The organism is Hyphomonas sp. CACIAM 19H1 (assembly GCF_003325995.1).
Classification (GTDB): Bacteria; Pseudomonadota; Alphaproteobacteria; order Caulobacterales; family Hyphomonadaceae; genus Hyphomonas; species Hyphomonas polymorpha.
Genome location: NZ_CP016437.1, coordinates 3,302,877 through 3,322,132, shown reverse-complemented (window position 1 = coordinate 3,322,132; position 19,256 = coordinate 3,302,877). Strand labels below are relative to the sequence as shown.

Genomic DNA, 19,256 nt, shown 5'->3' with positions numbered 1-19,256 from the left:
GCTTTCATCTCAGACATCAGCGAGGCGTCCATGCCGCCATACTTGCTGCGCCAGTTGTAATAGGTTGCGTTGCTGATCCCATGCTCGCGGCAGAGATCAGGCACAGGCACGCCGCTCTCGCCCTGTTTCAGGATCGCAAGGATCTGGGGCTCGGTAAATCTCGATTTCTTCATTCTCGTCTCCGTCGATAATCAACGCCGGAGAAGTCCAGTTTTCAAGTCGATTAATTTCTGGGAGGATTACCGGATCATCTAGATCGTGTTCCTTCAGGTTGGCAAGCGCTTTCTAGTTTTCCGGGAATGCCCCAACCGGAGCGAGCGGCGGCGCGCTGGTTTGGGCTGTCCAGGCGGGCGTGACGCGGTTAAGTTCTCCGCCAAAAGGGAGGCACAAATGGCCGGGCACCGCATCTTCTCAATGGCATTTGCCAAGGTCTATCCGGCCTATGTCGCCAAGGCTGAAAAGAAAGGGCGCACGCAGGCGGAGGTGGACGAGATCATCCGTTGGCAGACGGGCTACAGCCAGGCGCAGCTGGACGCGCAGATTGCGGCGGGGGTGGACTTCGAAACCTTCTTCGCAGAGGCCCCGGCGATGAACCCGGCGCGGGAGCTGATCACCGGCGTCGTCTGCGGCGTGCGCGTGGAGGCGGTCGAAGACCCGCTGATGCGGGAAATCCGCTACCTGGACAAGCTCGTGGAAGAGTTGGCCAAGGGGAAAGCTATGGGGAAGATTTTGAGGAGCTAGTGCTGAAAGGTTCAGTTCACAGGTTCTTCTTCTTCGATCTCAACAAGGTCTGTTTCCTCCGGGCAGAAAGGATCACAGCCGCCCTCGTTGGAACATCCTAGTCTCTTGTAGGCATCTTTTGCGGCGGGGCGCGCTTTGGTTTTCGCCTCGATCCTGCGCATCAGGTCCAGATATTCGCAGATTTCCTTCGGCATTGAGCCGGAAACGCCATACGTCAGTGCGTGTTCCGCTATTGCCGCATAGCACAAGGCGCGCTCATCCTGGATGCCGAAGTATGGAGGGCTGTAAGCCCCGCTATCCGCAGTGACGGTGACGCCAAACCGCTTATGAACTTCAGACGTCCAGCGGGTGAACTTGCTGTCTCGTGGAGGGCATGTTTGGGCAACAAGCGCCCAGAAAGCGAGGGGGGCTGTCGTTTGAGCAAGTAGTTCGACGATCTCGGTCCTGACATAGTGGAACTCTGCATAATCGCCGCAATGCTTCAGGAGACGCATCAGGTTGAGAATGTCCATGTCGGACAGGTTTTTCGGTCCGGTTTCGCGGTCAGCACCGAGCAGTTCTTCTAGCACCCCTTCGATCCGGGGTTTCTGAAGGCGCCGCCACTCCGCATTGGTATGCAAATAGTCACGACGGGGTCTCCCGTTCGCGCTTTGAGATGACGTCCAGCTTCCATCCCAGCGGTCAGCCAGCAACTCAAGCTTTCTGGTTGGCTTGCCGACGATTACATCAAACATTGTCACCATCCACTCTGCGCCAGCGCGAACTTCTTCTTCAGGGTGATCCAGCAAATCCGTCAGTCTACGTTCATTGTAAGGTGTTTCTGGCAAACCAAGCACCGATCTGCGTTCAAGGTGCTTTTGCACTCTCTCCTCGAATTTGAGGCTGGGTATGAATGCGCTTCCTGCGGACTGCATGCCTTCCTTGAAGAACTGTTCTTCGAGGAAGGGATCGAATGCATCTATTTGTCCTGCATCATACAATCTTTGTTGCGTACGATTGCGCTGCCAGATGCCGATTGCCTGAAAGAGTGCTGCCATGATCACAAGATCGACCATCGCGCGTGAAAGAAATGTCAGGTGCTTCCCAAGCGCACTTGTTTCGCTTGGCTCGATTGGGCGTTTCAGATCAACCTGATAGATTTCCCACCAATCAACGAAGGGTACAGCTTTCGCAAGTTCGGCTCCGAAGAAGCTTAGCCAGGCGAAGAATGCGTTACTGACATCGGCGCCCTCCACGGGCTCGAAGGCGTCGCGTTGCCATCCCCAAAGCTGGTGCAGGGACAATGGGACGAGCACGAAAAGGAATGCGTAACCCAAAAGGGCTTCATCCTTCAGATCATTGTCAAAACCGATCTGGATTTCGCGTGCATCCGTTTTCAGGAGCCGGGAGGCGGTTTCACGATCTTCTTCAATCCACGCCCAGCGCCTGCCCAAGGCTGCCACCAGCAACATTCCGATGGCAATCGGCACGAGCCCCCAGGGGGCGGCAAGGACAAAACCAAGAGCAGTCAGCGGCAGTAAAATGAAGATAACCAGCAGGTGTGGAAGCCCCTTTTGGGTCGCGCCACTAAGTGGCGCGACGAGGCGCACCAAGCCTGAATCCAGCCAGCTAACGAAGACCGCCGGAGCTTCGAGCGGCGGCGCGCCTCCCGCCAGAATTTTTCCCTGGGCTGCGCGGCGCTCCTGCTGACCGACAAAGAACCGGCTGATATGCGGCACGAAAATGAAGGTCACGAACAGGGCAATCACAAAGAACGTGATCCAGAATGTGAGAACACCTGACAGCGCTGACCCGGCGTCCCGCGCCCCTGCCGCCCAGTTTGCTAGCAATACTATCAGGCCGACGAGGGCAAAACTGACCCAGAAGGAGGCTGGCGAAACTGCGTCACTTCGGAAGAGCTTGCCCGGTGGGCCTGGAAGGAGGGCGCGGTGTGAAAGTTCGGTCCGGGCGTAAAGGTAGGTCGCTCCAGCTGCCGGCAAGAAGGCTAACGCGAGGGTGCCTAGGAACACAATGATCGGGAGCGGAGTAGTTGCCGCCATCGTAGAGTCCACCAAGGCGATATCCGGCCACAGCTGGATAGAGTGAAGTGTCGACAGATACGCCACAGCCGTTAGAGCCGCCAATGCAACGATCAGCCAATAAAATAGCTCACGGAATCCGCGGTGCACCAATGCGTGATCATCCGGGCGGCGCTTAATCGGTGCCTTCGAAAGGGCTGGCCCCAACCGTCCCCATATCTGAAGCATCCGCGCCATGTTGGCGGTGAAGAGGCCGGTGATCAGGGTGGCGAGGGCGAGCCAGTCGGCGCGGACATTGGCTGGGGCGACATCTGGGAAGAAGGGCGCGGCCAGGAGGAAGGCGCCGGTGGCGGCGAGCGCCAGGCCGCAGAAGATCGCCGTTGCGCTCCAGCTCCATTCTGCCCGGAATTGTTTATAGCTGCCCCTGCTCGCGGCTGTGCCCTGGCGGCCCATGTCACGCGTCTCCTCACCCGATGTACCCCTCTTGGATTTCTACCTTTACGCTTTGTTAACCTTCGCGCAAGGGGAGAGTTTTGGGTGGGCGGGGCGGAGGGGATCAGACAATCCTGAAGAGGTGTTGCAGCGTCAGGTAGATAGCGCCGGAGAGGGTGGCGCTGGCGGGGACGGTTATGATCCAGGCGGCGGCGATGCTGGTGACGTGCTGGCGGCGGACGAGCTTGCGGGCCGATTTGCGCCGGGCGAGGCCGGAGAATTGGGTGGACGCGCCATTGGGCGATTTCATGTGAACATAGGCGACGCGCGTTTGCGACGTGGCGGTGAACCATTCGCGGAAGAAGCCGACGCCGAAGATCGCGCCCACGGCGATGTGGGTGGAGGACACGGGCAGGCCGAGCCAGCTGGCGATGATGACGGTGACGGCGGCGGCCAGGGCGACGCAATAGGCGCGCATCGGATTGAGCTTGGTGATCGAGTCGCCGACCATGCGGATGAGCTTTGGTCCGAACAGCATCAGGCCGAAGGAGATGCCCGAGGCGCCGATCATCATCACCCAGAGCGGGATGGTCACCCGGTCTGACACCTCCCCATCCTGCAGGGCGTGGACGATGGCGGCGAGCGGGCCGATGGCGTTGGCCACATCATTGGCGCCGTGGGCGAAGGAGAGGAGCGCGGCAGAAAAGATCAGCGGCCAGATGAACAGCTGGCGCAGCGACTGGTTGCGGTTTTCCATGCCTTCGGACTGGCGGCGGATCAGCGGATGGGTGAGTGCCCAGGCGACGAGCGCGATGGCGAGGCCGATCAGCAGGGAGTGGGGCAGGGAAATCTTGACCAGCTTGCTGACGCCTTTCAGCGCCATATAGGTGCCGAAGGCGCCAGCCATGACGGCGATCAGCACGGGCACCCAGCGGCGGGCGGCGGCGATCTTGTCTTCCCGGTAGATGATGGCGATCTTGATGAAGGCGAGCACGGCCGCCGCGATGATGCCGCCCATCACCGGGGAGATGACCCAGGAGGCGGCGATGCCGGCCATCACCGGCCAGCTGACGGCGCCGAAGCCGGCCGCCGCGATGCCTGCGCCCATGACGCCGCCGACGATGGAGTGGGTGGTGGAGACCGGCGCGCCCAGGATGGTGGCGAGGTTGATCCAGAGGGCGGCGGAGATCAGCGCCGCCATCATCAGCCAGACGAAGGTTTCGGTGTTGGCGACATTGGTGGGGTCGATGATGCCGCGCGAGATGGTGGAGACGACATCCCCGCCCGCGAGCAGGGCGCCGGCGCTTTCACAGATGGCGGCGATGATGATGGCGCCGGTCATGGTCAGCGCCTTGGAGCCGACAGCCGGGCCGACATTGTTGGCCACATCATTGGCGCCGATATTGAGCGCCATATAGCCGCCGATGGCGGCGGCTGCGACGATCAGCAGGCCATTGGTCTGGTTGCCGAACAGCGTGCCGCCGATCAGCACGATCGCGGCGAGAAAGAGGAAGGCAAAGCCGGGAGCCACCAGGCCGCGCGCCAGGGTGGCGGTGGCGGCTTCGGCTTTCCCGATCTTCGCAAGGTCTTTATCGAGCGTCTCCTTGACGATCGTTGGTTCCTTGCCATCCACCATTGAAGCCCCCGCGCTCGAGACGATGTGAGGCGCAGAAGCCGCAACCGCCGGCAATTTGCAAGCCGAACCGCCCGAGATTCCGGCGTGCAACTGCAGATGTCATACGGTTGTCACAAAACCCCCGGGCGGTGTCCGCGAAGATTTCGATGAAATTCAAACGGCTGGCGAAACCGTAACTCCATGCGTCTGTGTCAGAACGGGGCGTAACGAAACGGCACGGGGCGCCCGAGGGAGGCGTGCCGGCCGCAATGGATGAAAAGGGTGTGACCATGGCCAAGACGATCCTGGTGGTCGATGATGATCCGACGCAGCGCCGCCTGCTTCAGGCAGCCGTCGAGAAGGCCGGCTTTGCCTGCCGCACAGCGCCCGATGGCGAGACGGGCCTGCAGCTGGCGTCTGACGCGCGCGAAGGCGTGGATGTGGTGCTGCTGGATCTGACGATGCCGGGCCTTTCGGGCATGGAGACGCTGGAGCGGCTGAACACCAAGCGCCCGGACCTGCCGGTGATCATGCTGACGGCAACGAGCGGCATCGACACGATCGTGCAGACGATGCGGCGTGGGGCGGTGGACTTCATTGTGAAGCCGGCAAACCCGGAACGTGTGGTCGTCTCGATCCGCAACGCGCTGAAGATGCAGAGCCTGACGGGCGAAGTGAAACGCCTTTCGCGCAAGGCCGAAGGCGGCATGAAGTTCGAGGACATGATTGCCTCGGCTCCGGCGATGCGCAGCGTGATCCGCATGGCAGAGCGCGGTGCGGCGTCGGATATTCCGATGCTGATCCTGGGCGAAAGCGGTGTGGGTAAAGAGGTGGTTGCGCGCTGCATTCAGGGCGCAAGTGCGCGGGCGGGCAAGCCGTTCGTGACGGTCAACTGCGGCGCCATTCCGGAAAACCTCGTGGAGTCGATCCTGTTCGGCCATGAGAAAGGCGCGTTTACGGGGGCGGTTTCCAAATCCCCCGGCAAGTTCGTTGAAGCCGATGGCGGCACGCTGTTCCTGGATGAGGTGGGCGAGCTGCCGCTGGACGCGCAGGTGAAACTGCTCCGTGCCCTGCAGGAAGGCGAAGTGGACGCTGTGGGTTCGCGCCGCCCGACCAAGGTGGACGTGCGCATCATCTCGGCGACGAACCGCGACCTGGCTGGTCAGGTGAAGGCCGGCACGTTCCGCGAAGACCTGTTCTACCGCCTCAACGTGTTCCCCATCGACATGCCGTCGCTGCGCGAGCGCCGGGAGGATATTCCGGCACTCGTTGACCATTTCATCGCGCGCTTCAATGCCAGCGAGGGCACCAAGGTGACCGGCGCGGGCGAAGACACGCTGCAGATGCTGTATGCCTATGACTGGCCGGGCAACGTGCGCCAGCTTGAAAACTCTGTCTTCCGCGCTGTGGTGCTGTGTGACGGGGACGAACTGCGCCCGCAGGATTTCCCGCAGATTTCCAGCATGATGGGCGAAGTGAAGATGCTGCCCGCCATGCCGGCGCGCGCATCAGAGCCCCCGCCGGTGCCGGCCAATGACGCCCGCCCGGCAAGCGTGCCGATGGTGGGGGATGTGCCCGTCGCCATCAAGGACGCCGATGGCGAGATCCGCAGCCTGCAGGACATCGAGCGCGATCTCCTTCAGTATGCGATTGATTTCTATGACGGCCATATGAGCGAAGTCTCCCGCCGTCTCGGCATTGGCCGCTCGACGCTTTACCGCAAGGTGCGGGAATACGACCTCGACGTGCGCGGCGAACGCGAAACGGGTTGATGTGACTTTTGAAGCCGGCCCGGATCAGGTCCGGGGCGGTTTCGAGAGATCGTAGGACATCGCCACATTGGCCCGCGCATAGCTGGCGCCATAGCGTGCCATGATGCCAGCGTCATGCACGAAGCCGGCCTTTTCATAGAGATGGATGGCGGCGGCGCATTTTGAATTAGTGAGCAGGAACAGCTCGCCAATCGGCATCTGGCGGGCCCGTTCTATCGTCCGGTCAAGGAGGAATTCGCCTGCCTTCAGGCCGCGGGCGGAGGCGCGCACGCCCATCTTGGTCAGCTCGAAGATGTTTCCCTCCACCGGCATCAGCGCGCAGGTGCCGATGATGCCGAGGCCCTCTGCCTCAACGAACAGGATCTCTCCGCCCGGCGCGAGAATTTTTTCGCGCGGGTTTTCGATGATTTCGATGTCCTTCTTTTCCAGCGTGAACATGGCTTCCACCCATTCTCGGGTGATGGCGTCGAACTCCGGCGCGAGGCGGTCATCAAACTCGACCAGCCGCAAAGCCGGGCGGCTGCTGGCGCCCTCGTCGCGGATACGGTCGTGCAGGGAGCGTTGCTGAAGCGCGCCTTCCAGCCGGGCGATCCAGGAGAGGAAGCCGGTTTCTTCGCCTTCACAGAGCCCCTGCGCGGCGCGGCGCACCTGCGGCCAGAGATCGGCTTTCAACTCTTCCAGCAGGGATTCGCCCTCGGGCGTGAGGCGGATTAGCTTCTGGCGGTTGTCGCCCTTCACGCGGCTGGTCGTGGTGATGCCGATTTTCTGCAGGGCGTTGTGGATGCGGGTCACGGCCGGCTGGCTGATGCCGACGGCTTCGACGGCTTCGGTGACGCTCATCGGGCCATAGGTTGTGAGCGCGGCGAGCAAGGGAAAATGCGTGCCCTGAATGGGCAGGCCGCGATCAGCAAACACTTTGGTGGCGTCGGCCTGCATCTTCTCGGCCAGGCGCTTCAACCGGCTGCCGAGGGCGAGGTAGCCCATCTCTGCAAGAACGTCTCTGGCCATCAGGGCCTCCTTCAAATCATGAGTTATATAACCCGTTATATAATGGGCGTGTCAAGCGGGCGCGCGTGCGGGCGCTACAGGGATGTCAGGGTTGAGAAACAGGGTGGATCGGCTGGCGGGTGGCGCGCCAGGTGAGGGCGAGGCCGGCGAGGATGATGACGACCATCAGCCAGTAGAGTTTCGTCTGCGCCTCGATGCCGCCCGGCGCGAGGGCGTCATAGGCGAGGCCGGCGGCGAGGCCGGTGACGGCCATCGCCGGGCCGAAGATCAGCGCGCCATTGGCCGAATAGGCGAGCGAGAGCTTGTCATCCGGCAGGGCGGCCTGAAGGAAACGCATCGTTCCGATATGCGTCATGGCGAAGCTCGCGGCGTGCAGCGTCTGGAACACATAGACCGCTTCCACCGGCAGGACGAAGCCAGCGGCGGTCCAGCGGATGAGGGCGCCGAGGCCGCCGATCCAGAGCATGGTGTAGTAGTTCATGTTCATCAGAAGCTGGCGGGAGACCAGCAGCAGCAGGATTTCCGCCGCCACGCCGATGGCCCAGAGCGCGCCGATATGGCTGCCATCGATGCCCTGCGCGATCCAGATATTGGAGGCGAACGCATAGTACGCCCCATGGCTTGCCTGGATCAGGGCGGCGGCGAGCAGGTACACGAACACGCCGGGTATCCGGTAGAGGGTGAAGGAGTCGGTGAAGGTGGAGATCAGCGGGCGGCGGGCGACGGCGGCGCGGGCGCCCTGCTTGGTGAAAAGGGGCGCGATGGCGGCGACGACGCAGGCGGCGATCAGATAGACCAGAACCCAGTCCGGCCCCCAAGCGCCGAGGATGGCGCCGCCGGCGAGATTGGCAATGACAAAGGCGGCCGAGGCGATGGCGCGGCCTTCGCCATAATCGGGCCGGCCATTGCGGGTGCCGAAGACCAGGACCGCTTCAAACAGCGGGCCCATCACATTCATGGCGCTGTAAATCACGACGCAGAGAAAGAAATCGACCGCGCGCGGCGTATCCGGAAAGAGCAGCACATACCCGCCCAGCGCGATTGCCATGACGGCGGCCAGCGTGCCGCGCAGACCGTGATCCTGGGCGATTCCGGCCGTCAGCGGGCCGGCGAAGATGCGGATGAGGATGGCAAGCGTGCTGGCGCCGGCAATCTCGGCGCCGGACATGCCGGCGGCGCGCTCCATCCAGACCGGCAGGTAGGGCAGGTTTGCGCCGAGAACGAGGTTGACAGCGCCCGCCGCCAGGGCGGCGCGCCAGGATGCGCTCAGGCCCATGATGGCTTACCGCTGACCCCTGCTGCGTGCCCCCTCATGGCTTATGCAAAGTCCCTTGTCCGAAGCCCCGATTTTCCGCTGATACTCTGCTTGGTGAGTGTGCGGTAGGGGCCCGGCTCAAGACTTTTCAGGTCATGGCGCTGCCATCGGGCCGCAGGCGTTCGCGTACCAGTTCGCCGAGCTTGCGGGCTTCGGCTTCGCGCGGGCTGCCGGACTTCCAGGCAATGCCGACCTGGCGGCCGATGATCGGGTTGACGAAGGAGCGCACGGCGACATCCGGGCCGAGGGTGAGGCCGTTATCCGCAGCCAGGCGCGGGATCAGCGAGACACCAAGACCGCCGGCGACCATGTTGACCAGCGTGCCGAGCGAGGTGGCGGCGACCTGCTCGCGCCCGGCGCCGGCCTTCAGGCGGCAGACCGAGACAGCATGGTCGCGCAGGCAGTGGCCATCTTCCAGCAGCAGCACGTCTTCGCCCTGAAGGTCTTCCGGAGAGAGGCCGTTCTTCCGGCTGAGCGGGTGGCTGGCCGGAGCGGCGAGCAGGAACTCGTCGTCGAACAGGGTCATCACCTCGATACCGGGCGCTTCCCAGGGCAGCGCGATGAAGGCGGCGTCGAGCGTCCGGGCGCGCAGCTGGTCGATCAGGCGATGGGTGCGGTCTTCGGTGAGGTAGAGTTTGAGGTCGGGATAGCGCCGGGTGAGCTGGCCGACGATCTGGGGCAGCACGAAGGGCGCGATGGTGGGAATGGCGCCCAGATGGAACGGGCCGGAGAAGAGGGCGCCGGCGCTGGTGACCGCCTGGACGAGGGCGTGGGCGTCCGCCAGCAGGGCAGAAGCGCGCGCGACGGCTATTTCCCCGGCATGCGTCAATGTGGCACCGCGGGATTCCCGCTCGGCCAGGGCAACCCCGAAGAGATCTTCCAGCTCCTTTATGCCCGCCGAAAGGGTGGGCTGGGTGACGTGACAAGCCTCGGCAGCACGGGAGAAAGAGCCCGTTTCACCCAGGGCGACGAGGAATTGAAGCTGGCGGAGCGTCGGAAGGATCATAGGGATAATCTATACGATAAATCGGAATTATCAATTTTCTTTATTGCGTGCACTGCACCAATTCGGGAGCTGCCTGCAGCCACCGAAGCAGGCCAGCAAACCGTTTGAGGAGACCTCCCTATGCTTGGCATCGGCCAGAAACTGCCTGACTTCCAGATCACCGGCGTGAAACCGAAATTCATGCAACACGAACAGAATGGCGAAAGCGCTTTCGAGCCGCTGACCCAGGACAGCTTCCCCGGCCTCTGGAAAGTCATCTTCTTCTACCCGAAGGACTTCACCTTCGTCTGCCCGACCGAGATCGCCGAATTCGCGCGTCTTGCCCCGGAATTTGCTGACCGCGATGCGGTTGTGCTCGGCGGCTCGACCGACAACGAGTTCGTGAAGCTCGCCTGGCGCCGTGAACATGGCGACCTGAAAGAACTGCCGATCTGGCAATTCGCAGACACCAACGGCTCGCTCGTCGATGGCCTCGGCGTGCGCGAAGAAGGCGCCGGCGTTGCTTACCGCGCCACCTTCATCGTCGACCCGCACAATGTCATCCAGCACGTCTACGTCACCAACCTCAACGTTGGCCGTAACCCGCAGGACACCCTGCGCGTGCTCGACGCTCTGCAGACGGACGAGCTCTGCCCGTGCAACCGTCCGGTTGGCGGCAAGACGCTCGAACTCGCCTAAGCGAGACTGAATGCCAGCTGGTTCCGGGCCTTGCGCCTGCCCCCACGTCCCCCCGCCCATGGCGGGCGCGGCCGGGACCAGCTGGTTATTCGCCTTTCCATTTTCGAAGACTGACAGGAGTGCGCGATGTCGCTTGAAACCCTGAAGACCCTGATTCCGGACTATGCCAAGGATATCCGTCTCAATATCGGTTCTCTGGCGAACGAAACGATCCTGAACGACCAGCAGAAATATGGCTGCTACCTAGCCTCTGCTCATGCTGTGGGCGAGCCCCAGACGCTGCGCGCCATCGAAGCCGAAGCGCGCGGCAAGCTCTCGGCCGAAGCGCTGACTGCAGCCAAGGCCGCCAGCGCCATCATGGGCATGAACAATGTCTATTACCGCGCCACGCACCTGGTTTCGAACACCACCTACACCACACTGCCCGCCCGCCTGCGGATGAACGTGATCGGCAATCCGGGCGTGGAGAAGGCCGATTTCGAGCTGTGGTCGCTGGCGGTGTCGGCGATCAATGGCTGCGGCATGTGCCTCGACGCGCATGAGGCCGAGCTGCGCAAGCACGGCATGACCAGCGAGCAGATCCAGGCGGCGATCCGGATCGGCGCAGTGGTCAACGCTGCGGCGCGCATCCTGGCGGCGGAAGCGGCGCTGGCGGCAGAGCCTGCCTGACCGCGCTTCGCGAATCCCGAATGGGAGCCCCTGGGCCTTTATGGGCCCGGGGGCTTCTTTTTGGGCGGGGAGGGGCCGGGTGTGGGCAATACCCCGCCGCGCGCATGTATTCTTGGTAAGGAAACCGGCAAAAGCTGCGCGATTGCATCTCTGGCGGGCAAGCGATGCGGCATCGCAACACGGGCACCTAAGCCCCGGTTTCTGCTAAGGTTTTGCAGGGTTTCCCATGTCTGCCCATTTGAGAGTTGCGTAGCGTTCCGATGATGAGCGCTTTTTGTTCCTCAATTGGTCCAATGTGGAAATTCTGATTCGCCAGTGGTGCCCATTGAGGCCCATGCGTGCCCATGATACTCCAAATTTACACATGGTTTACCCATGGCGGGGTTTAGGCAGATAAGATTGGGCTAGGCGGGTGTTTGTTTCCACCTATGAGGGCGCTATTGACGCAAAGGGCAGGGTTTCGATCCCTGCACCTTTCCGCGCCGCATTGGGCGGGTCAAATCGCGTTTTCATCTGGCAGGCCCCGGATGGGTCCGGCGCGCTTGAGGGTGGCGGCGAGGAGCTGATGGAGCTCTACCGCGAGACCCTGGCCGAACTGCCGCTGCAATCGCCTATCCGCGAAGCCATCGTCACCTGCATCATCGCCGCGTCGGCCGATCTCAAGATCGACGATACCGGCCGGGTGAAGCTGCCCGAGGATCTCTGCGAAGCGGCAGACCTCAGTGGCAAGATCAAGTTTTCCGGCCAGATGGACAGTTTCCGCATCTGGAACCCGGAGCGCTTCAGCCTGCATCAGATGCGGATGCGCTCGATCGTCAACGCGCCTGAAACGCTCGATGCCTTTGCGTCGGCCTATAATAAGGTGCGCCAGCGCCGGGCCGCGGCCGGACGTGGGGAGGCGGGCTGATGTCGACACGCGCCACGCCCCGCACGCCCGCTGAGCCCGGCCATCTGCCGGTGATGCTGGCCGAAGTGCTGACCGCCCTCGCCCCGGCCGATGGCGATGTCATCATTGACGGCACCTTCGGCGGTGGCGGCTACACCACTGCCATCCTGCAGGCGGCGCGTTGCACCGTACTCGGCATTGACCGCGATCTCGACGCGATTGTCCGGGCCGAGAAGATGGCGGAGGTCAATCCCCGCCTCGTGCCCCTGCTCGGCTGCTTCGGCGATCTCGACACCCTGGCTGAGCAGGCGGGCCATTCTGCCGTGGACGGCGTTGTGCTCGATATCGGGGTTTCCAGTTTTCAGATCGACCAGGCCGAGCGCGGTTTTTCCTTCATGAAGGATGGCCCGCTGGACATGCGCATGGGCGGAAGCGGTCCGTCTGCGGCCGATGTGGTCAACAGAATGAGCGAAAAGGGCCTGGCGGATGTGATTTTCCGTCTGGGCGAAGAGAAAAACGCCCGCCGGATTGCCCGTGTTCTGGTGCAGCGCCGGGCGGAGGTGCCGTTCGAGACGACGGCGGATCTCGCCTCTGTGGTTGAAGACGCGGTCGGCGGGCGGCGCGGCGCGCGGGTTCACCCCGCCACGCTGACCTTCCAGGCGATTCGGATGTATGTGAACGACGAGCTGGGCGAGCTGGCGCGCGGCCTGCGCGCGGCCGAGCATATCCTCAAGCCGGGCGGGCGGCTGGTGGTTGTCACCTTCCATTCGCTGGAAGACCGGCTGGTGAAGCAGTGGATGAAGCAGAAAGCGGGCGCTGTGCCGTCTGGCTCGCGCCACATGCCGCTGCTCTCCAAGGGGCCGCAGCCGGCCTTTGAACTGCAGGAAAACAAGGCGGTGCAGCCGTCTGAAAAGGAAGTGGAAACCAATCCACGCGCACGGTCTGCAAAGTTGCGGGCGGCGATCCGCACCAACGCGGACGCGGCCCAGGATGAGGCGAGCGACGGTATGAACTTGCCGCCGCTCGCGGAGCTGGAGAAGTCGCGATGAGCCGCAAGGTATTTTTCTTTGGTCTTCTGGTTGCCGGGTTGCTGATCTTCAGCCTCTACCGGGCCAAATATGGCGCCAAGGACACCGCCGCCGAACTGATGGCGGTGGAAGCGCAGATCGAGGAAGCCCAACGCGAAAAGGCGCTTCTGGAAACCGAGCTCGCCCATATGAGCCGGCGGGACTGGATTGAGGAATATGCCCGCAAGGAGCTGGGCATGGCCCCGCCCAAGCCCGGCCAGATGGCCAATGAGGGCGACCTTGATGAAGTGGTCGGCCCGCCGGTGACCACGCTGCAGGTCATGTCGGTATCCAGTGAGGCCGCTGACACGGCGGACACGGATGAAGATGCCGGCAAGGCTGCGGAGGCGCCCAGATGAGCGAAGCCTCCCGGCATCGTACACGGCTCGCCGGGCTGGCCATCGGCCTGCTCTTCGTGCTGATGGCGGGCCGGGGCGGTTATCTGGCCCTGTCGGACGCGCCGTCCAATGCAGCGGCCCGGCCGATGACGGCAGCGCTTCAGCAGCGTGCGGACATTGTGGACCGGAACGGCGAATTGCTGGCCACGTCGGTTGTCTCCTGGTCGCTCTGGGCCAATCCGAGCCTGATCTGGGATGGCGCGGATGTCGCCGGGCAGCTTGTCCGTGTGCTGCCGGACCTGAACGAGGCCGACCTTGCTGCTCGCCTGTCTGATCCCAAACGCAAATTCGTCTGGGTGAAGCGCGGGCTGACGCCCCGCCAGCGCGAGCAGGTGGCGGCGCTTGGCCTTGAGGGCCTTGATTTCCGTGAAGAGGCCCGCCGGGCCTATCCGCGCGGCGTGCTGGCCGGGCAGGTGCTCGGCTATACCAATGTCGATGGGAAGGGGATCGCCGGGGTCGAGCTGGCGCAGGAGGCCGCACTTCAGGGTGGGGTGGCGCCTGTCCGGCTGACGTTGGATATCGGCGCCCAGGCGGCGCTGGAGGCAGAGCTCGCCACGGCGGCGATGGATTATGACATGAAGGGCGGCGCCGCGATCCTGATGGATACGCGCACCGGCGCCATTCGCGGCATGGCAAGCTGGCCGCCATTTGATCCCAACCGCGCGAGCGATACGCCTGCGGACGACCCTTCCCGCACCAACCGGGCGATCAGCGCGGTGTATGAGCTCGGCTCGATCTTCAAGCCGTTGACGATTGCTGCCGCGCTGGACGTGGGCGCGATCAAGCCGGAAGACCGGTTCCCGGTGGGCCAGCCCCTGCTGATCCAGGGACGCCGCATCTCCGATACGCACTGGTTTGCCCGTGAGGCGGACGTTTGGAAAATCCTGTCGGAAAGCTCCAACATCGGCACGGTGCAGGTGAATTACGCGCTGGGGGCCCAGCGCCAGCAGCAGTTTCTGGATCTGGCCGGCCTCACCCGCCGCGCGCCCGTCGGCCTGCCCGGCTCGGCCGCGCCGCTTGTGCCCGCGCGCATGGATGAGGTGACGGCGGCGACGGTTTCCTATGGCCATGGCATCTCGGTGACGCCGATGGCGTTTCTGGTGGCGTTTTCTGCCTTCGGGAATGACGGGGTGATGGCGGCGCCGGTGCTGGTGGAGGATGAGGCCGCACCGAAGGCTGAGCCTGTGCGCCTTTTCTCCCAGCAGACGGCGCATCTGGTGACCGAGATGATGCGCCAGAGCGTGGTGAATGGGACAGCGCGCCGCGCCGAGGTGCCCGGATACCGCGTGGCGGGAAAGACGGGTACGGCGGAGAAGCCGATCCCCGGCGGCTATGCCAAGGACCGCAATGTTGCGAGTTTTGCTGCGGTATTTCCTGCAGACAGCCCCCAATATGCCCTGATTGTGACGCTGGATGAGCCCAAGGCCATCGAGGACGGAACCATGACCGCCGCTGTGAACGCTGCGCCGGTTGCCGGGCGTATCATTGAGCGCGTGGCGCCGCTTCTCGAGGTCGATCCGCGCTTTGAGGATCTCCGGCCTGCCACCGCGCCGCCCAGACCCCTCTCCCAGAACAGGAGTGAACTTTGAACCTCTCGGACCTTTTCCCGCTCGCTGAGAATGGCGAGACCGAGATCCTCGGAATGACCGCTGACAGCCGCAAGGTTCAGCCGGGCTGGCTGTTTGCGGCCCTCAAGGGCAGTGTGCATGATGGCGGGCGGTTTGTGCCCCAGGCCATCGCGCAGGGCGCCGCGGCGATCCTGTCGGATGGCGATGCGGGCGAGGTGTCCGTGCCGCATGTGATTGCCGACGAGCCGCGCCGCGCGCTGGCGCTGGCGGCCAAGCGCTTCTATGGCGCGCAGCCGGAATTCGTGGTGGCCGTCACCGGCACCAATGGCAAATCCTCAACAGTCGATTTTGCCCGCCAGATATGGGGCCGGGCAGGGATCAAGGCCGCCTCGATGGGCACGCTGGGCGCCATCGGGCCGAGCGGCAAGATCGATATCGGCCACACGACGCCCGACCCGGTAACCGTCAGTGAAACGATGAAACTGCTGGCCGCCCAGGGCGTGACGCATTGCGCGATGGAGGCCTCCAGCCATGGCCTTGAGCAGCACCGTCTTGACGGGGTGGATCTCTCTGCCGTCGCCTTCCTGAATCTCACCCAGGACCATCTGGATTACCATCCGACGATGGAGGCCTATCTGGGCGCCAAGCTGCGCCTTTTCCGTGATCTGGCGCCCAAGGGCATTCCAGCCATCGTCAACGCGGACAGCGATCATCGCGAGATTGTCGAGGAGACGGCGCGCAAGGCCGGGCTTCAGGTGGTGTCATTCGGCTGGCGCGGCGAGGATCTCTGGATCGACGAGCTGATGCCGAAAGCGACCGGGCAGACGCTGTTCCTCTACTGGAAAGATGTGGAGCAGAAACCGATCGAGCTGCCGCTGATCGGCGAGTTCCAGACGCTGAACGCGCTGGCGGCCGCTGCGCTCTGCCTGTCGCTCGGCATGGAATTCCCGGCCGTGGCCGAGGGGCTTGCCAATCTGAAGCCCGTGAAAGGCCGTCTCGAATTTGTCGGCAAGACCGAGACGGGTGCTGCCGTGTTCGTGGACTATGCGCATACGCCTGACGGGCTGGATGTGCTGCTGCGCGCTGTCCGTCCGCATACGGCGGGACAGTTGAAGGTGATCTTCGGCTGTGGCGGCGACCGGGACGCGAAGAAACGCCCGATCATGGGTGAGATTGCCAGCCGCCAGGCCGATGATGTGATCGTGACAGATGACAATCCCCGCTCGGAAGATCCGGCCAGAATCCGCGCCTCGATCCTTGGCGGTGCGAAGGGGGGCCGCGAGATTGGCGACCGGGCCGAGGCTATCCACACCGTGATCCGTGAGCTGAAAAAAGGCGACACGCTGGTGATCGCCGGCAAGGGGCATGAGACGGGCCAGATTATCGGCTCGCAGGTCTTGCCCTTCTCTGACCAGGATGAGGCGCTGGCCGCCCTGAAAGCGAGTGCGCGATGACAGCCCCGCTCTGGATCTCCAGCGATATCGAACTCGTCACCGGCGGCGCGGCCAGCGCCCCCTTTGAAGTGACAGGCTCGATCTCCATCGATACGCGCACCCTGCAGAAGGGCGACCTCTTCGTGGCGCTGAAGGATCAGCGCGACGGGCATGACTTTGTGGAGGCCGCCTTCAAGGCGGGGGCTGCCGGCGCGCTTGTCTCCCGGCCCATGCCGGGCGGACCGGTAGTGCAGGTTGAGGATGTGCTGGACGCGCTGACGCAGCTGGGCATCGCGGCGCGCGTGCGCTGCGGCGCCCATCGCACGGCGGTGACGGGCTCTGCCGGCAAGACATCCGTGAAGGAGATGCTGGCGCAGATCTACCGCGCCTTTGGCCCGGCCCACTGGAACGTCAAGAGCTTCAACAATCACTGGGGCGTGCCCCTGACGCTCGCGCGGATGCCGGAGGAAACCCAGCGCGCCGTGTTCGAGATCGGCATGAACACGCCCGGAGAGATTGCCCCGCGCAGCCATATGGTGCGCCCGCATACCGGCATTGTGACCTGCATTGCGGCCGCCCATCTTCAGGGGCTTGGCTCGGTGGAGGGGATCGCCGAGGAAAAGGCGAACATCTTCGCTGGCCTGGAAGCGGGCGGTACAATCATTCTGCCGGCGGACGATAAATTTCTGGACTATCTCTCCGAACGGGCACGGAGTTTCTGTCCCACGGGCAATGTCGAGACGTTCGGAACCTCGCCCGATGCCACTGCCCGCATCGTGGCCTATGAAACCGATGGCCGCACCAGCCGCGTGGACGTGGAAATCGTCGGTCGCCGGGTGAGTGTGACGCTGGATGCTGTCGGCGCGCACTGGGCGCAGAATGTCGCCGCCGCCCTGCTCGCGGCCAGCCAGTCCGGTCTCTCCGTCACCGAATGTGCCGAGGCGCTGTCGGGCTATGCCCCGCCGCCGGGCCGGGGCACTTCTGAAACGCTGAACCTGCCGGAAATCGGCGAAATCACGCTGATCGATGACGCCTACAACGCCAACCCTGCCAGCATGCGCGCCGCCCTCAAGGGGCTGGCCCAACGCGCAGGAGCGCGCCGTCTCGCTGCGCTGGGCGACATGCGCGAAATCGGCGATTCCTCAGCCGAGGAGCACCGCAACCTTGCCGGGCCGATCGTTGAGGCGGGGGTTGATGGCGTCTTCCTGGCTGGTGCTGAAATGCAACACCTTTCCGAGGCGCTTCCGCGGGATCTGCAGCAGATATCTGCTCCGACCGCGGATGAGTTGTGGAATCAGCTGCAAAAAGCACTGCGCGCTGGGGATGTGCTCTTGATCAAAGGGTCGAATGCGTCCGGGATGGGACGAATAGCGGACCGGCTGCGCCAATGGAGCCAGCCGGCCGGATTGGGCAAGATGGATGGCGGCTCAGAAGGAGCTGCGAGGGTAAGCTGATGCTGTATGAACTGCTGGCCGCGGACAGCGGCGTATTCAACCTGCTGAATTACATTACCTTCCGCACCGGTGCGGCAGTCGTCACGGCATTTCTGGTGACGGTGCTGATCGGTGAGGGGCTGATCAACTTCCTGCGCGCGCGTCAGGGCAAGGGCCAGCCGATTCGCGATCTCTCGCTGGAAGCGCAGCTCTCGAAGAAGGGTACGCCCACCATGGGCGGCCTGCTGATCTGGGTGGGCCTGATCGTCGCCGTTGCCCTCTGGGGCAACTGGCAGAACCCCTATGTCTGGGTCACGCTCGTCGTCACCTTTTCCTATGCCTTCCTCGGCTTCCTTGACGACTATGCCAAGGTCACCAAGCAATCGACCGATGGGGTGTCTGCCGGGGCGCGCCTGATTGCCGGCTTCGGCATCGCGGCGCTCGCCTGCGCCATCATCATGGGCCTGCACGGGGCGCACACGCCCGCCGGCCATGCCGAATGGGGGCCGCTCAATCCGCTGGCAGAATGGATTGCCGGCTTTGCGCCGAAAACCTCTGTGCAGCCGGCCGACCCGAATTTCTCCGGCGGCGTGGCGGTGCCCTTCGTCAACAACTACTTCCTGCCGCTGGGCGGCTTCTTCATCCTCTTCGGCATGATCGTCATCGTCGGCGCGGCCAATGCGGTGAACTTCACCGACGGGCTCGACGGCCTCGCCATTGTGCCGATGACGTTTGCCGCCGCTGCCTATGCGATGATTGCCTATCTCACCGGTAACTTCGTGTTCGCCTCCTATCTCGGCATCCAATTTGCGCCGGGCGCGGGTGAGCTTGCCGTGATCCTTGGCGCGGTGATCGGGGCAGGTATGGGCTTTCTCTGGTTCAATGCCTATCCGGCGAAAGTCTTCATGGGCGACACCGGCTCGCTTGGCCTGGGCGCCATGCTCGGCGTGGTCGCCGTGGCGACGAAACATGAATTTGCGCTGGTCGTGATCGGCGGCCTGTTCGTGCTGGAGGCGCTTTCGGTGCTGACTCAGATTGGCTGGTTCAAGATCACCAAGCGCCTGACGGGCGAGGGCAAGCGCATCTTCCTGATGGCGCCCCTGCACCACCATTTCCAGAAGAAGAATTGGCCGGAAACGCGCGTCGTCGTGCGCTTCTGGATTCTCTCCGTCCTGTTCGCCCTGATGGGCCTTGCCACCCTGAAGCTGAGGTGATGC

General features: G+C 63.5%; 17 protein-coding genes. 11 read left to right on the top strand and 6 right to left on the bottom strand.

Annotated features, from left to right (window positions below; genetic code table 11):
* The coding region (locus BBF93_RS15435; protein WP_162786651.1) for a transposase at window positions 1–173 on the bottom strand (173 nt) is incomplete at its 3' end.
* Between the two features lie 217 nt (window positions 174–390).
* Here BBF93_RS15435 and BBF93_RS15430 point away from each other — a divergent pair.
* Complete coding sequence (locus tag BBF93_RS15430) at window positions 391–741, top strand: DUF2200 domain-containing protein (RefSeq protein WP_114106517.1); 351 nt, start codon at window positions 391–393, stop codon at window positions 739–741.
* Between the two features lie 11 nt (window positions 742–752).
* Here BBF93_RS15430 and BBF93_RS15425 read toward each other — a convergent pair whose 3' ends face one another.
* Both BBF93_RS15425 and BBF93_RS15420 read right to left on the bottom strand, forming a co-directional pair.
* Window positions 753–3,212, bottom strand: a complete 2,460-nt coding sequence (locus BBF93_RS15425; protein WP_114106516.1) for a DUF3488 domain-containing protein — start codon at window positions 3,210–3,212, stop codon at window positions 753–755.
* 103 nt (window positions 3,213–3,315) lie between these two features.
* Window positions 3,316–4,827: an inorganic phosphate transporter gene (locus BBF93_RS15420; protein ID WP_114106515.1), complete on the bottom strand. Its 1,512-nt coding sequence runs from the start codon at window positions 4,825–4,827 to the stop codon at window positions 3,316–3,318.
* A 269-nt stretch (window positions 4,828–5,096) separates the two neighbouring features.
* Between BBF93_RS15420 and BBF93_RS15415 the strand changes: the two genes are divergently transcribed.
* Window positions 5,097–6,578, top strand: a complete 1,482-nt coding sequence (locus tag BBF93_RS15415) for a sigma-54 dependent transcriptional regulator (protein ID WP_114107116.1) — start codon at window positions 5,097–5,099, stop codon at window positions 6,576–6,578.
* A gap of 24 nt (window positions 6,579–6,602) precedes the next feature.
* Here BBF93_RS15415 and BBF93_RS15410 read toward each other — a convergent pair whose 3' ends face one another.
* From BBF93_RS15410 to BBF93_RS15400, 3 genes are all read right to left on the bottom strand, one after another.
* On the bottom strand, window positions 6,603–7,586 hold the full coding sequence (locus BBF93_RS15410; protein ID WP_035600297.1) for a bifunctional helix-turn-helix transcriptional regulator/GNAT family N-acetyltransferase: 984 nt from the start codon (window positions 7,584–7,586) through the stop codon (window positions 6,603–6,605).
* Between the two features lie 85 nt (window positions 7,587–7,671).
* Window positions 7,672–8,862, bottom strand: a complete 1,191-nt coding sequence (locus tag BBF93_RS15405; RefSeq protein ID WP_114106514.1) for an MFS transporter — start codon at window positions 8,860–8,862, stop codon at window positions 7,672–7,674.
* 127 nt (window positions 8,863–8,989) lie between these two features.
* Window positions 8,990–9,907, bottom strand: coding sequence for a hydrogen peroxide-inducible genes activator (locus tag BBF93_RS15400; protein ID WP_035600294.1), 918 nt, complete (start codon window positions 9,905–9,907; stop codon window positions 8,990–8,992).
* A 120-nt stretch (window positions 9,908–10,027) separates the two neighbouring features.
* Here BBF93_RS15400 and BBF93_RS15395 point away from each other — a divergent pair, with 120 nt between their 5' ends.
* The 9 genes from BBF93_RS15395 to mraY all read left to right on the top strand — a co-directional run bounded on the left by BBF93_RS15395 (window position 10,028) and on the right by mraY (window position 19,253).
* Complete coding sequence (locus BBF93_RS15395; RefSeq protein ID WP_035600292.1) at window positions 10,028–10,585, top strand: peroxiredoxin; 558 nt, start codon at window positions 10,028–10,030, stop codon at window positions 10,583–10,585.
* 126 nt (window positions 10,586–10,711) lie between these two features.
* On the top strand, window positions 10,712–11,254 hold the full coding sequence (locus BBF93_RS15390) for a carboxymuconolactone decarboxylase family protein (RefSeq protein WP_035600291.1): 543 nt from the start codon (window positions 10,712–10,714) through the stop codon (window positions 11,252–11,254).
* A 412-nt stretch (window positions 11,255–11,666) separates the two neighbouring features.
* A complete protein-coding gene (locus tag BBF93_RS15385; protein WP_051612654.1) occupies window positions 11,667–12,161 on the top strand; it encodes a division/cell wall cluster transcriptional repressor MraZ in 495 nt (164 codons plus the stop codon).
* A complete protein-coding gene (gene rsmH / locus BBF93_RS15380) occupies window positions 12,161–13,189 on the top strand; it encodes a 16S rRNA (cytosine(1402)-N(4))-methyltransferase RsmH (protein WP_114106512.1) in 1,029 nt (342 codons plus the stop codon). Before BBF93_RS15385 ends, rsmH begins: the two co-directional genes overlap by 1 nt.
* Window positions 13,186–13,566: a septum formation initiator family protein gene (locus BBF93_RS15375; RefSeq protein WP_051612653.1), complete on the top strand. Its 381-nt coding sequence runs from the start codon at window positions 13,186–13,188 to the stop codon at window positions 13,564–13,566. Before rsmH ends, BBF93_RS15375 begins: the two co-directional genes overlap by 4 nt.
* Entirely contained in the window at window positions 13,563–15,194 is a 1,632-nt protein-coding gene (locus BBF93_RS15370; protein ID WP_035600288.1) for a penicillin-binding protein 2, read from the top strand. The genes BBF93_RS15375 and BBF93_RS15370 overlap by 4 nt, the downstream gene beginning before the upstream one ends.
* Window positions 15,191–16,627, top strand: a complete 1,437-nt coding sequence (locus BBF93_RS15365) for a UDP-N-acetylmuramoyl-L-alanyl-D-glutamate--2,6-diaminopimelate ligase (protein WP_114106511.1) — start codon at window positions 15,191–15,193, stop codon at window positions 16,625–16,627. Before BBF93_RS15370 ends, BBF93_RS15365 begins: the two co-directional genes overlap by 4 nt.
* Window positions 16,624–18,060 carry a UDP-N-acetylmuramoyl-tripeptide--D-alanyl-D-alanine ligase gene (gene murF, locus BBF93_RS15360; protein ID WP_114106510.1) on the top strand — a complete coding sequence of 479 codons (1,437 nt, stop codon included), beginning with the start codon at window positions 16,624–16,626 and terminating at the stop codon, window positions 18,058–18,060. Before BBF93_RS15365 ends, murF begins: the two co-directional genes overlap by 4 nt.
* The gene (gene mraY / locus BBF93_RS15355) at window positions 18,060–19,253 is read left to right on the top strand and encodes a phospho-N-acetylmuramoyl-pentapeptide-transferase (protein WP_035600281.1); all 1,194 of its coding nucleotides are present in this window, start codon (window positions 18,060–18,062) and stop codon (window positions 19,251–19,253) included. The genes murF and mraY overlap by 1 nt, the downstream gene beginning before the upstream one ends.
* Window positions 19,254–19,256: the final 3 nt, after the last annotated feature.

Bases quoted from the DNA above. Each gene is read 5' to 3' on its own strand.
- BBF93_RS15395 (WP_035600292.1), top strand. From the start codon at position 10,028: ATGCTTGGCATCGGCCAGAAACTGCCTGACTTCCAGATCACCGGCGTG.
- BBF93_RS15420 (WP_114106515.1), bottom strand. From the start codon at position 4,827: ATGGTGGATGGCAAGGAACCAACGATCGTCAAGGAGACGCTCGATAAA.
- BBF93_RS15400 (WP_035600294.1), bottom strand. From the start codon at position 9,907: ATGATCCTTCCGACGCTCCGCCAGCTTCAATTCCTCGTCGCCCTGGGT.
- BBF93_RS15430 (WP_114106517.1), top strand. From the start codon at position 391: ATGGCCGGGCACCGCATCTTCTCAATGGCATTTGCCAAGGTCTATCCG.
- mraY (WP_035600281.1), top strand. From the start codon at position 18,060: ATGCTGTATGAACTGCTGGCCGCGGACAGCGGCGTATTCAACCTGCTG.
- BBF93_RS15425 (WP_114106516.1), bottom strand. From the start codon at position 3,212: ATGGGCCGCCAGGGCACAGCCGCGAGCAGGGGCAGCTATAAACAATTC.
- BBF93_RS15375 (WP_051612653.1), top strand. From the start codon at position 13,186: ATGAGCCGCAAGGTATTTTTCTTTGGTCTTCTGGTTGCCGGGTTGCTG.
- murF (WP_114106510.1), top strand. From the start codon at position 16,624: ATGACAGCCCCGCTCTGGATCTCCAGCGATATCGAACTCGTCACCGGC.
- BBF93_RS15415 (WP_114107116.1), top strand. From the start codon at position 5,097: ATGGCCAAGACGATCCTGGTGGTCGATGATGATCCGACGCAGCGCCGC.
- BBF93_RS15405 (WP_114106514.1), bottom strand. From the start codon at position 8,862: ATGGGCCTGAGCGCATCCTGGCGCGCCGCCCTGGCGGCGGGCGCTGTC.
- BBF93_RS15390 (WP_035600291.1), top strand. From the start codon at position 10,712: ATGTCGCTTGAAACCCTGAAGACCCTGATTCCGGACTATGCCAAGGAT.
- rsmH (WP_114106512.1), top strand. From the start codon at position 12,161: ATGTCGACACGCGCCACGCCCCGCACGCCCGCTGAGCCCGGCCATCTG.
- BBF93_RS15370 (WP_035600288.1), top strand. From the start codon at position 13,563: ATGAGCGAAGCCTCCCGGCATCGTACACGGCTCGCCGGGCTGGCCATC.
- BBF93_RS15410 (WP_035600297.1), bottom strand. From the start codon at position 7,586: ATGGCCAGAGACGTTCTTGCAGAGATGGGCTACCTCGCCCTCGGCAGC.